Here is a 13,881-nt window from a genome sequence, read left to right as displayed (position 1 = left end):
TCAAAATTATAAAATACTAATTCTGATATATCCAATTTTAATTTTATAACAACTCTTTTCTTAACTCTTCTCCTGATTTTGGAGATAAATAACTAAAAGGAATGTCTAAAACCGTACGAGCTCCCTTTTGTCCTTCTTTATACAATCTATAAACAGCTCTTGCATAAGCTACTAAAACACTAGAGGTAAACTCTGGATTACTATCAAGTTTTAAACTAAATTCCATCCTTTGATTTGTACCTTCCCCAGTAACTCCTGTACGAATAACAAATCCACCATGAGGCATTCCCCTATGATTTTTATTCATTTCTTCTTCAGTAATAAAGTTAACTGTAGTATTATAATCTGAAAAATAATTTGGCATATTTATAATTTCATTCTTAATATACTCTAAATTAGCATCTTCTTTAGGTACAATATAACATATTCTTTCATGCTTTTCTCTAGCTGAAAGTTCTATATTTTTTCCTGTACGTACCATATTAATAGCACTTTCTATAGGCACAGTATATTGAACTCCATCTTTAACACCTTCTACTCTTCTAATAGCATCAGAATGTCCTTGACTTACACCTTTTCCCCAAAAAGTATAATCCTTTCCTTTTGGAAGTATTGCCTGACCTAAAAGACGATTTAATGAAAATAATCCCGGATCCCAACCAACGGAAATAAGTCCGATAGTACCAGAATTTTTTGTTATATCATCTAACTTATTAAAATATTCCGGTATATTAGCATGAGTATCAAAACTATCTACTGTATTAAACATCTTTGCAATTTCTGGTGTTTGTTGTGGTAAGTCTGTAGCTGAACCTCCACACATAATCATAACATCAATTTTATCTCTATAATCTTCAATCTTTGAAATATGTACCATTTTTGAGGTACCTAATAATTTTTCTGGATTTCTTCTTGTAAAAATAGCCTCTAACTGAAAATCATCATTTTGATCTAAAGCTAGTTCTACTCCTTTTCCTAGGTTTCCATAGCCTACTATACCTACTCTTATCTTATTGCTCATATATTTCCTTGGCTATAAAGCCAAGCACCCCCTTTTTATATAATTTAAATTTATTTTTATAACAACATTATCATACTTTTTTAATTTTTTCCATATTTTATACTTAAAGACTTTACATTTACTTTATATTTATTCTTATAAAAATTTAAACTAATTATTAATAAAATTTGTTATATTAAAATGATTCGTTATTAATTCTACTGTCCATTGTGCTCCACTTTTATTCATTTCTTCTATACAACATGATGATTTTATGTCTAGATACTCATCTTTTGTAAAACATATCTTTTTAGTAAATGGAAGAGAATCAAACTTTCTTATTACTTCATAATCACAGGTTTCATTTTCTGCCATAATAACTATTAAATTATTCCAATTAATTTTATTTAGTCTTCTGTACCATTTATCTATTACTTCCTCTTTGTTCTTGTAATGCATAAAAAATATTTCTACATCTTCTAATCTAGCAATAGGGAAATTAATCTCTTCTTCGAAAGCTTTAAAATTATCATAATAGATTGATTCTTTTACTGTAATAAATTCTAATTTACCTGAAATATAAAACTTTATATTTTCTAAAAATTTAATATAATCCTTTGAAAGAAAAAACAATCCTAATGTAGGTGTTCTATATTCAATATTATAATATTGATATATATAACCTCCTAAACAATTATTGCATATAATACTAAAGTCTTTATTTTTCAACTGTGATGTTAACTTAATTTTTGTATCCATCTAAAAACACATCCCTTTTTAATATCCAGTATACTGACTTGTACACCAATCTTATTCTTTATATCCACCTACTGTATATTTATATCCTTCTACCACACTACCGTTTATTACTGGAACAATATTAATAGCTAAGGTATCAATTCTAGGAATATTTTTTATAGCTTCCATTATAAGTGTATTTTCAACAATCATAGATTTTCTTATATCCTTTTCTTCTGCTGATATTTGGGAATCAAAAAAAATTCTAATGCCTTCAGTTTTTATATGCTTAAAAACATTTCCTCCCTTATATTGTACGGCTTCAATAACATCTATTATATCTTTTTGCATCCACGGACAGTTTACCAATATCATAATAGGCCCTCCTATATATTTTATTATTTCATTCTTCTTCTCACTACAACTATACCTTTATAATATACTTATATGGAAATAATTTCAAACTCAAATTTGCTCTTTACTTTTAAAATTAAGTTTACAAAAAAAGCAGATAAATTTTTTACAATTTATCTACTTTTTATTTTCTATAGCTACTTTTACTTGTTGTTTTTGCAATACCTTTAGTACTACATTTAAAATTGTTTTTTCAGTCATCTCAGTTAAAATTTTTTCTGAGTTAGCTTCTTTGCTTAAAATTAGATTTTTATTAATACCAATTTGAATAAATGTTACTTTTACTATTTCAACATAAGGCTTTTCATTAATGTTTTCATTAAAAATTGGTTGTTTAAGAAAGTTAACTCTAGTAGTAACTTTAAAAGGAATTTCAACAATACACTGTTTTACATTTCCATTCCTATTTATCTTTTCTCCATCATTATAAATTGGAACTGCATATTCAATATTCTTTCTTATAAAACCTTCTATAAATAATACTCCTGAATTAGGTTCTATAATACTTGCGGAAAAAGGAATAAGATTATATTTAGTTAAAAATAAATTTTTTTTAATCTCTTTAATTTCTATAACTTCTTGTTCTAAGGTAATAGTATCTTCCACAGGCACTTCTATACTTACCTCTGCCAATATAACTGGAAAATTAGCAAATAAAATATTATAATCTTCTAAGAATTCTTCTTTCTTTGAATCCTTACTACTAGTAGAACTTTTATTTATTAAATAATCATATTGACCTGCTTCCTCAATACTAGTATTATTACTATTATTACTATTATTTAAGTATTCACATTTCTCTTTTTTATCTTCCTTAACTTTTGAATTATTTACTACAATATCATTTTCAAAAAAGTCATTAATATGATTATCTGGAAGGTTGTCTTTTATTTGATTATCTTCTATACTTACGTTATTTAAAGAATTAATTAATTTATCCTCTTGAGTATTTATTTTATCTTCTTTTATTTTATTCTCAAAACTATCCTTATTTTTCACATTATTTTCTTCATAATATTTTTTTAGATATAAATAATATCTACTTTGTTTTTTAATATATTCCTCATAATATTTTCTCATATTTATATATTGATTATTTTGCCTTTTAATATATTCTTCATAATATCTTTTCATATTTATATATTGACTACTTTGATTTTTAATATATTTCTCATAATGAATTTTCATATATATATAATAATAATTCTGCCTTCTAATATATTCTTCATACTGTCTTATCTTAAGTTGGTTATAATTGGGGTTGGAATAGTATCTTTCCATAATCTCTCCTCCACTTAAGAATTTAATATTTATATTATCTTAAAAACAGACCTAAAACCTCCCTATTGAGTTTTAGGTCTGTTTTATATTATTAAATAATATTAAAATTATTAGATTTAGATTTATTTAATAATTATAATGCTGTTATTTTTATTTGCTGTTTTTGTAGTACTTTTAATGTTAAATTTAGTACTACTTTTTCTGTGAATTTAGTAAAAACTTGTTCAGTAGGAGTTTGGCAGTTTGAAGTTGGATTGGTATGAATATCAACTTCAGTAATATCAGCTCTTACTAATTCAGTAAATGGTTTTTCATTAAAGAATTCTGTAAAGAAAGAACTTTTATCACAAGGATTTTGTCCAATAACTGGGTCTGAACAAACATCACACCCCTCAAGTTTATCTGTAAAGAATTCTAATTCACTTGGAGTAGTATTTTCATCAAAAACAGGTTCTCTTATGAAATTAATTCTTGTTGTAATGTTAAAAGGTACTTCAACAGTACAATGTCTTATATCTCCACAAATATTTGGACTTCCAGTTATACTACAAGTTTTAGTTGCATATTCAATATTTTTTCTTATAAAACCTGCTATAAATAAAATTCCAGTGTCAGGTCTACAATCTTGAGAAAATGGAATAACACGAGATTGAGTTAAAAATACATTTTTTTTAATTCTTTTAATTTCCATAGCTTCTTGATCTAATGTTATAGTAGCTTCAACAGGAATAGTTACATTTAATTCTGCTAATACTACTGGAACCTTAACATATACAGGTCCACATTCAATGACATTAGGTATTACAGGAATTTGTTTGGTTAATGATTGTACTTGAGAGGTAATAGTTACACAAGGATCTGCTGTAATGTCACAATCATTTGTGTTTTTTTTATCATCATTCATTATAAGGTTTCCTCCCTCTTTATCTTATTAAAATATGACTAGTTTAATCTATTTAATGTATAATATACAATTTTCACCTTTTTTGTACACTAATAAATAAAAACAGACCTAAAGCTTTTTAGTAAACTTTAGGTCTGTAACATATTATTTAATACTATTAATTTTCAATCAAATTTAATATTTACTATATTTTCATACTTATAGTGCTGTAATATTTACTTGTTGTTTTTGTAATACTTTCAATGTTAAATTAACTACCACTTTTTCAGTAAGCATAGTAAATCTTTGTTCTGTTGGAGTTGTGCAGCTTATAATTGGATTTGTGTTAATATCTACTTCAACGATATCTGCCCTTTCTAATTCAGTAAATGGTTTTTCATTAAAGATTTCTGTGAATCGAGAACTCCTATCGCAAGGATTACGTCCAATAACTCTATCTGCACAAGTATCACAGCCTTGAAGTTTATCTGTAAAGAATTCTAACTCAGTTGGAGTAGTATTTTCAGCAAAAACCGGAGGTCTAATGAAAGTAATTCTTGTTGTAAAATTGAAAGGTACTTCAACTGTACATTGTCTTATATCTCCACATACATTTGCAGTTCCAGCTGTGCTACAAGTTTGAGTTGCATATTCAATATTTTTTCTTATAAAACCAGCTATAAATAATATTCCTGTTCCAGGTCTAGCATCTTGAGAAAATGGAATAATACGAGATTGATTTAAAAATACATTTTTTCTAATTCTTTTTATTTCAATAGCTTCTTGATCTAATGTGATAGTCGCTTCAACAGGAATAGTTATATTTAATTCTGCTAATACAACTGGAATCTTAACAAATACTGGTCCAGCTGCAATAACAGTAGGAGTTACAGCAATTTGTTCAGTTAAAGATTGAGGTAAAGTTTCAACAGTTGCACAAGGGTCTACTAAATTTACATTATCATTTGTACATATTTTGTTATTATTCATAATAACATTTCCTCCATTATCATCTAATTTAGATATAGTCAGTGAAATCTTATATTACATAATATAAAAAATACCCTTCTTTTGTGCATACATAGCTAAAAATATTTTTTATTAACACAAAGCATTTCTTTTTTTCTCATTTTCTTATTTTAACTTCTTTTAAATCAACTAGTTCTAAAAGTTCATCAATAATTTCTATTGCTTTTAATTTTTTCTTTTTAAGTCATAATTCTTAATTAAAAATAAATCAGTAGTTAGCCCTTATAAAAGCTAACTACTGATTTATTTTTTATATTTACTTTAACTCGCCCTTCATGTATTCAAGTGTAAACAATGCTGAACTAATATTTGCATCAGTTGCATCGATATTCTTATATATTCCTTCTGCATAATCTATGCCCCAAAGGAAATTATCCCATCTTATCTTTTGATAATTATCATTTTTAATTTCTTTAGCTTCTTTTATTTTCTTTTCAAGCTCTATTTTATTTTCTCTAACTACTAACTTTTTAGATGATTCATTTATTTTTGCTACTATTTTATCAATTTCTTCTTGAGTAGCATTTTCATTAGCTAAAACTTTCTTAGCTTCTTCTACTAGAGCTTTATGAGCAGTAATTGCATCTTTATAATAATGCAATTCATTTAAATTACTATTTTTAGATATTACTTCCTTAAGTGCTGAAAAATCAGTTGCTTTAACTAAAGCATCATAAGCTTGTTTTAAGTTATTATATAACTTATCAATTTCTTCTTGATTATATCCATCTGCTAGATTAGTATTAACATCTTTTAAAACTAAAGTTAAATTATTAAAGCTATCTTCAGTATATATTTTTGAATCTAATTCACTTACAGTTTTAATTAATTCATTTAATTCTATTCTATTTATTGATGCTCCATTTTCCTTTGCATAGTGTAATTTAGTATCTCCCCAAGCTCCATGGTCTGATCCTATTCCATTTCCACCATCAGTTACAACTAGCTTTAATTCTTTTGCATCATTAATATCTACTTGTACAAATTTCATTGGCATTTTAGATGTCATTAATCCACTTGTATATTTTAATACCCCATCAACATATACTTGGAATTCAATAGAAGCTATACTATTATACATATTTCTATTTACACCTATATAGGACGTAAAGTATGAATAATTTTCACTACTTAAATCATAAGTTATTGTTGATGTAGCATGAGAACCAATACCTCTGTTAAAAGTAGCTTCTCTTCCATCCTCATTTGTTAACTTAATTGCTCCACCACTTATAGCGCTATCCTTTACTGGAGTTGTATAACTATAGCTAACAGATTTCCAATTTAAATCAGTTAAATAATTATAATCATTCATATCAACAACTGCTATTGTTCTAGTCTTTACAACTTTATTTCCATCACTATCTACTACTGTATATGTTATTTCATATTTACCTGTTTTATCAAAGTTAACACTGCCTTCAACTTTAACATTGTCAGTTAAATTTCCATCTTCTATATCACTCGCACTATATTCTTGATTAATGTCAATAGGATGTCCTAAAGTTGTTGATATTGACTCTGGTATAGTTAATTTAGGTATAGAGTTTGTTATTAAAAATTTAGCATCGCCAAAATCAGCATGATCTGATGAATTACCATTACCTGCATTATCAACTACTAATTTTAACTCTTTTACTCCATTAACTGGTATTCTTACAAAATTAGCTTCTGTATTGTACTTCATTAATCCACTATTATAAACCTCTACTCCATCAGCATAAATTTTAAATATAATACTTGAATTATTTTGTTCTTGAATATTTCTATCTACTCCAACATAAGTTTCGAAATACTCATAGTTTTTGCCTTCTAAATTATATACTATTTCTGAATTTGCATGAGTTCCTATTCCTTTTGTAAACTCTTTAACTTCACCATTTAGTAGTAACTTAATATTAGAATTTACAGAAGCTTTATCCTTTCTTACTGAACCATAATCAGTTCTAGCTGATATCCAATCTGTATCAGATAAATATTTTTTCTCGCTATAAACTAAAACTTTCTTAGATGCATTTGTTATATTTCCATCACTATCTTTTACTGAATACTCAATTGTGTATTCTCCAGTTTTATTTGTATTAAATCCATTATCATTTACTGCAACCGAATCAGTTAAAATACCATCTTCAATATCAGTTGCTTCAACTGAATCCATTAAGTTATATTCGCTTCTTAGTTCTATGCTTTCATCTTTTCCAACTTCTAATATTGGTTTTACATTATTATTTGTAAGTATTGGATTTCCAATAACACCATGATCTGATGATATTCCATTTCCACCATCATTGATAACTATCTTTAATTCTTTTACACCCTTAATATCTACACTTACATATTTAGCTTGTGTTTCGTATTTCATTAATCCACTATTATAAATTTCACTACCATCAGCTAATATACTAAATATTATACTTGAATTATTTTGTGCTGATATTGATCTACTAACTCCAACAAAAGCTTCAAACTTATCATAGTTTTTTCCTGACAAATCATAAACTATTTCTCCATTTGCATGAATTCCAAAGCCTTTGTTAAAACTCTTTACTTTTCCATTTACAAGTAATTTCAAATCATTATTCTTTCTTACAGTATCATATTGAGTACTAGCAGAAGTCCAATCACTATCTGATAAATAATCATAATCACTAACAACTTCTACAACTGAATTTTTAGCTACTTTAATACCATTAGATACTACTTCATATGATGCATTATAAATTCCCTTCTTTGTTGTATCAACATTATTCGTAACCTTAATATCTTCTATATTATTTCCTAAATAATCAAAAGAATTGACATACTCTAAAGGATTAAACTCTTCATTTAATTTTATAGTAATTTTTTCATTTGAAATCAAAGTAGGAGTTTTAGATGAAATAGCTACCTTCTTAGATGTAGTTAAGTTCTTCGCATATGCTACAATTTCATAAGTATAATCCTTGTTTACATCTATATTTTTATCTACAAATGAATTACTTACTGTATAACCTACAACTTCTCCATCTCTAAGTATTTCATAACCCATAATATCATTTTTATCTTTTTCATCTACACTGAAAGTAATAGTATTTTGTTTTAATTCACTATTTGCTGAGAAACTATTTATATTAACATTAGTTTCATCTGTAAATCCTTCACCTTTATAATCTATACCTGAAGTATTCATATACTCAAGTTTTACAGTAGGCTTTGGTAAATTAGATACTTTACTCTTCATTAAATCTGTAGCTTTGCAATATCCCCATCCATCAAAGAAATCTGTTAAATCATATCCTACAGCTAAAGAATATGTTATAACCAATCTTTGTTGGTTGCTTGTTAATCCATTTAAAATTCCATCTGGATTAGTTCTAGCAATTCTAGATGCTTTTCCATAAGTATCTGTTCCGTAATAATATAATGGTTGGCTTATCATTCCTAAACTAGTCCAAAATCCTAATGAAACAGTATTTCCTGAGAATCTTGAGTATAAAGTGTTCCAATCAATACGATCGTCTTTGCCACCTGTTCCAAATACCCTTCTCAATTGTGCAGAATATAAATTATTTGTAACTTCAGTATATTCTGTTGATGAGTTGTTAATATTATGTCCCCACTCATGGAAATATAGCCAATCATCACCTATAGAAAATGGTTTTACTATATTCTTAAAAGTACCTGTATCTCTTCTTGTTGCATTTCCACCATTATATCCAGTATATCCCCAATCTGACCAACCTGTTGGTCCTTTAGTAAATACCCTTGAGATAAATTTTACATTAAATAAATCATTCCTTGGATCTTCATCGCCTTCAACAAATCCACTAAACTTTTGGAACTCATACCACATTTTTTCCCAGTCATCCATAGTATCTTTTACTGTTTTATTTGCTGATTTCATTTCTTTTATTCCCTTAATCGCACCAGCAGCACTTGTTGTTATCAAGTTGTTTTCTGATACTAACTCTGTAACATTATAATAAACATCATCTCTTAATCCATTTGCAAAATCATTATCATCTGTGCTTATTTTTTTATTATATTCTTCTAATTCTTTCTCATATTCTGCTGGATCAGTTACACCATGATAATAAACTGGGAATGCTGTTCCCCCTTCGAGTCTTACCTTTGGTGCATATGCTTGATCACTTGGTAATGCTGGATTATAAACATATATTACAGCTGGCGACATATTATTAAACTGTGGAGCTATAATAGTGTTTAAACCTGGTTTTAGATCATAAAATCTAGTCCAACCATTTTTATCATTTGCAAGTTGTCCAAATACTAATTTAGGCATAACGCCCTTTTCATCTGCATCAACATATACACTAATAATTTCACCTGGTGTTACATATTTACCAAATGTGTCAAGATTATATGATGTTCTTGCTATTTGATGCTGACTTGCTTCTTTATTAGAATCTCCTCTTTGAGAAGCAGTTAAAATTCCTTCTTGATATTTAGATGGATTTTCTAAAATCTTCTTAGCTAATTCTATTCTTGAAGTATAATCTTCTTTTAATGGATAATTAACTAATTCATTTTCTAAAGCTTGTATTTTTTCTAATGTATTTGCATTTTCTGTTAATTCATTCATAAGACCATTAGTAAATATATTATTTACCTTTTCATATACTTCATCCTTTTGATAGAATATTATTTCGCTTAAACTTGCCCAGTTTTGATCTGATTTTTTAAACTTAAACTTAAGTCTCTTAAATTCTGTTTCATTAAACTTAGCTTCAACTAATCCCGAAACCTTACTTGATGTCCCTGCTGCCACTAATTGATACGTATCTCCTTGACTAGTTCTTGATGCGTAAATTTCAAATTCTTGCGCAAATCCTTTTAAATCACTTTGTCTTGGAGCATATACTACTCTGTTAATTTTTACTGGCTCTTTAAATGTAACTTCTACCTCATTATTGAAGTTATTATTATTTGCAGTATTTGTTTCCCAATAGGTATCTAATTTTCCATCTATAGCATTATTAATTACTTGATTCCAATAATGTCCTCCATTATTAGTTATTGATTCTATATTATCCATTGATACTTTATATAGTTTATTATATTCATCATTTTCTCCGTAAGTTATTTTTCTTGTAATTGCTGTTGTAGTTTCAACTTCTTTATTTTCAACAATTGCTTTAGCATCAGCTATTGATTCTTTAAATTTAGTATACAATGGATGGGTCTTAACACTTTCTTCAAGTTTATTTAATTTATCTAAACTATTAAACTCTTCATTTACTTTACTTAAAGTACTATCTGTAAATAATTTAGCCATTTGGTCTGACCCTTTATCTTCTTTATAGAACATAAATTCTGAAGCTGTCGCTGTTCCATTGTTCTTAAATATGAATTTAATTCTTTTAAAGCTTGTTGGGTTAAACTTTATTTCTACTAAATCTGCTGTTTTACTTGCTGTAGCACTTGTCACTAATTGGAACGTGTCTCCCTTAGTTGTATTAGATGCCCAAATCTCAAAATTTTCGGCAAAGCCTACTGTATTCCAAGCAGATCTATATGCTATTCTATTTAAAACTGTATTCTCTTTTAATGTAAATATTAACTCATTTTTAAAGCTATCTGTTGTGCCCTTTCCAGTTTCCCAGTAAGTATCTAAATTACCATCTGTCATATTTGATATTGTTGAATAATAATTTAAATATCCTCCATTAGCATATACATTGTCTATATTAGTATTACTCATTTTGAAAACTTCATCATATGCTTGTCTATAATCTGAATAATATGTATCAAACTTTGAAACCTGAGCTTCAGTTGGTACTATTGATTCCTGATTCAAAAGAATTCTTGCATTTTCAAAGTTCTCTTTATAATCATTATATAAAGGATGATTTTTAAACTCTTGTTCTAATAAATTCACTTTATCTATACTATTAAACTCTTGTGAAACATCAGCCATAGTATTATCTTTAAACAGGTTTTTAACCTTATCTAGAATTGAGTCTTCTTTATAAAACATGAATTCTGCAGCTGATGCCCAATTATTATATGCATTCTTAAATTTAAATTTTAATCTTTTAAACTTTGTTGGATTAAATTTTATTTCTATTGTATCTAAAGTTGAACCATTATAACTACCATCTGATATTAGTTTAAAGTCATCTTCATTATCTGTTAATGAACTATAGATTTCAAATTCCTTTGCAAAGCCTTTTCCACTTGCATCTCTTCTAGCCAAATATAATATTTTGTCTATAGTTATCTCTTCTGTAAATTTAAATTCAACTTCATTAGTAAAATTATTTGTATTTTCCTTTCCAGTTTCCCAATGGGTATTTAAATTTCCATCAATAGCTCTATCTATACTTGAACTTGCATATTGACCACCATTATTTGATATTGAAGCTATTTTTTCATTATTAATTTTAAACACATCATTATATTTATCCTTATATTGACTGTTTGTTAAATCAATTTTAGTTACTTTTGCTTCCTTTAATTGATTCACATCTTCTTGTATGACATTGTTAGTTGTTAAAGTTTCTGCTAGAACACTTAGTGGTGTAGCAGCTAAATTAGTCATTATTGCAACAATAATCACTGCTGATAATTTTTTTCTTAACATTATTATTTATCCCACCTTCTGGCAATCTTAAAGTTTTAGAGAACAAAAAACACCACCTTTTAGGTAGTGTCATATAAGTTTGCACAAAAATAAATCCCATCTAAAATAAATTTCAAATGAAGGTAATATTTTAATAAAACAAAAAGCATTTATATAAATACTTTTTGGCAACTGGCTGACTTAGATTAACACTTTAGTCCCTATAGCTTTGCGTCCTTAAATTTCTTTAAGTTTGCCTATTAATTTTTATAGATAAATATTACCATATTGTTCATAAAATATTCAAAACATTTTTTCCCAATTTTCATGTATTTTTTTAATTTTATAATATAATGCATTTAATATTAAATAATAATAAATATTATCGCTTGTTACTAGCATACATTTTACCATATTTTAATTACTTCATCTTCTAGCACTTCAATTCTTGAAGGTTTATCATAATCAATATATATTTTTTACTTTGCTTTCTACTAATCATAAAAACACCTACTTTAGCAAATATATTACTAAAGTAGGTGTTTTTTATTCTTCTCTATTTATTCTTCTATTGTAAGTTCCTTTGGAACTGCAAATATGCATGTTAACACAAAAGCTAAAGCTACACATCCTAATGATATTAATGTATAAAATAATAGTTGACGTCCTTCATAAATATACATTAAATATGATGGAACAACTGCTAATCCATAAGAATTAGATTGAACTCTAAATATTGATAAAAGCGCTGCTCCTATTCCTGAAGTTAATAATGTAACATATAATGGTTTAAATTTATATCTAATTAATAATCCAAATAAAACAGGTTCACTAATTCCAAATAATTGTGAAAGCATAGCGCCAATACTTGTAGCCTTAACACTTTCCTTTTTAGATCTTAATGCAAATCCTAAACATACGCCAACATTTGCAAATCCATACATTGCACATAATGTAATAAGAGGGTTAAATCCAGTATTAGCAAGCAATGAAGTTTCTATCATTACAAAAGTATGATGTAATCCAGTTAAAACTGATAATGGATAGATAACCCCTATTGCAAACCCACCAATACCAAAAGGTAATTCAATTAATTTTTCTATTAGTCCAACCATTCCAAGTTCTATATTATGCATTACTGGACCTATACCAAGGAATACAACTACTAACATAACTAGCATAACTATAAAAGGAGTAAAAATTAGATCTAAAACATTTGGCATTATTTTTCTTAACTTCTTTTCTAAGTTTGCACCTAAAAATCCTGTTATAATTGCTGTAATAACACTACCTTGACATCCTACTATTGGAATACCAAAAATTCTTAATGCTTCAACACCACTATTTGGATCCGCCACTGCATAAGCATTTGGTAAAATAGGAGAAACTAACATCAAACCAATTACTATACCGATTACAGGAGTGCCACCAAAAACTTTAAAAGCAGACCAACAAATTATTGCAGGTAAGAAAGCAAATGCTGTATCTGTTAATACTGATACTAAGGATTGAACTGATTCTGGTATTCCAGCACTTGTTGCTCCAAATAAAGAAAGTACGGAATCATTAAATACAACTCCTTTCAATCCTAAGAAAAGACCCGTTGCTGCTATAATTGGAATTATAGGTACAAATATATCAGCTAAAATTCTCATTAACCTTCTCAAACCCTTTTCATTATCCTTAACAGCTGCATCTTGCTCTGCTTTTGAAAGAGTTTTAAGCCCTAACCCATTAAGCTCCACATATACTTTATTAACTATTCCTGTTCCTAAAATAATTTGATATTGCCCTGAAGTATAAAATACTCCTTTTACTTCATCAATCTTCTCAACCTCTTCATCCTTTATTGCTTTATTATCCTTTACAATTAAACGTAACCTTGTAGCACAGTGAGTAGCAGAAAGAATATTATCTTTCCCTACTACTGCTATAATTTCTTTTGCAATTTTTAAATACTTATCACTCATTTTA

8 protein-coding genes and 1 riboswitch are annotated in these 13,881 nt (G+C 27.4%); all 8 genes read right to left on the bottom strand.

All coding sequences use genetic code 11. The features are described 5' to 3' along the window. Positions 1-43: 43 nt before the first annotated feature. Complete coding sequence (locus BN6774_RS06570) at positions 44-1,021, bottom strand: diaminopimelate dehydrogenase (protein WP_066891524.1); 978 nt, start codon at positions 1,019-1,021, stop codon at positions 44-46. A 150-nt stretch (positions 1,022-1,171) separates the two neighbouring features. Next, a complete protein-coding gene (locus BN6774_RS06565) occupies positions 1,172-1,759 on the bottom strand; it encodes a DUF1919 domain-containing protein (RefSeq protein ID WP_066891521.1) in 588 nt (195 codons plus the stop codon). A 51-nt stretch (positions 1,760-1,810) separates the two neighbouring features. Beyond that, on the bottom strand, positions 1,811-2,113 hold the full coding sequence (locus tag BN6774_RS06560) for a hypothetical protein (RefSeq protein ID WP_066891518.1): 303 nt from the start codon (positions 2,111-2,113) through the stop codon (positions 1,811-1,813). Between the two features lie 156 nt (positions 2,114-2,269). Beyond that, the gene (locus BN6774_RS06555) at positions 2,270-3,433 is read right to left on the bottom strand and encodes a DUF7852 domain-containing protein (RefSeq protein ID WP_066891515.1); all 1,164 of its coding nucleotides are present in this window, start codon (positions 3,431-3,433) and stop codon (positions 2,270-2,272) included. A gap of 133 nt (positions 3,434-3,566) precedes the next feature. Further along, complete coding sequence (locus BN6774_RS06550; protein ID WP_066891512.1) at positions 3,567-4,337, bottom strand: CsxC family protein; 771 nt, start codon at positions 4,335-4,337, stop codon at positions 3,567-3,569. Positions 4,338-4,535: 198 nt separating this feature from the next. After that, on the bottom strand, positions 4,536-5,306 hold the full coding sequence (locus BN6774_RS06545; protein WP_066891509.1) for a CsxC family protein: 771 nt from the start codon (positions 5,304-5,306) through the stop codon (positions 4,536-4,538). Positions 5,307-5,601: 295 nt separating this feature from the next. Continuing rightward, entirely contained in the window at positions 5,602-11,928 is a 6,327-nt protein-coding gene (locus BN6774_RS06540) for an NPCBM/NEW2 domain-containing protein (protein WP_066891506.1), read from the bottom strand. Between the two features lie 163 nt (positions 11,929-12,091). Further along, a riboswitch (cyclic di-GMP riboswitch) is annotated at positions 12,092-12,175 on the bottom strand. Between the two features lie 292 nt (positions 12,176-12,467). Further along, complete coding sequence (locus tag BN6774_RS06535) at positions 12,468-13,877, bottom strand: PTS transporter subunit EIIC (RefSeq protein WP_066891503.1); 1,410 nt, start codon at positions 13,875-13,877, stop codon at positions 12,468-12,470. Positions 13,878-13,881 lie beyond the last annotated feature (4 nt).

Origin of the sequence: Clostridium nigeriense (assembly GCF_900086595.1) — a bacterium.
Classification (GTDB): domain Bacteria; phylum Bacillota; class Clostridia; order Clostridiales; family Clostridiaceae; genus Clostridium; species Clostridium nigeriense.
This window is presented reverse-complemented; position numbering and strand designations above follow the sequence as displayed.

Bases quoted from the DNA above. Each gene is read 5' to 3' on its own strand.
- BN6774_RS06570 (WP_066891524.1), bottom strand. From the start codon at position 1,021: ATGAGCAATAAGATAAGAGTAGGTATAGTAGGCTATGGAAACCTAGGA.
- BN6774_RS06550 (WP_066891512.1), bottom strand. From the start codon at position 4,337: ATGAATGATGATAAAAAAAACACAAATGATTGTGACATTACAGCAGAT.
- BN6774_RS06565 (WP_066891521.1), bottom strand. From the start codon at position 1,759: ATGGATACAAAAATTAAGTTAACATCACAGTTGAAAAATAAAGACTTT.
- BN6774_RS06535 (WP_066891503.1), bottom strand. From the start codon at position 13,877: ATGAGTGATAAGTATTTAAAAATTGCAAAAGAAATTATAGCAGTAGTA.
- BN6774_RS06540 (WP_066891506.1), bottom strand. From the start codon at position 11,928: ATGTTAAGAAAAAAATTATCAGCAGTGATTATTGTTGCAATAATGACT.
- BN6774_RS06555 (WP_066891515.1), bottom strand. From the start codon at position 3,433: ATGGAAAGATACTATTCCAACCCCAATTATAACCAACTTAAGATAAGA.
- BN6774_RS06545 (WP_066891509.1), bottom strand. From the start codon at position 5,306: ATGAATAATAACAAAATATGTACAAATGATAATGTAAATTTAGTAGAC.
- BN6774_RS06560 (WP_066891518.1), bottom strand. From the start codon at position 2,113: ATGATATTGGTAAACTGTCCGTGGATGCAAAAAGATATAATAGATGTT.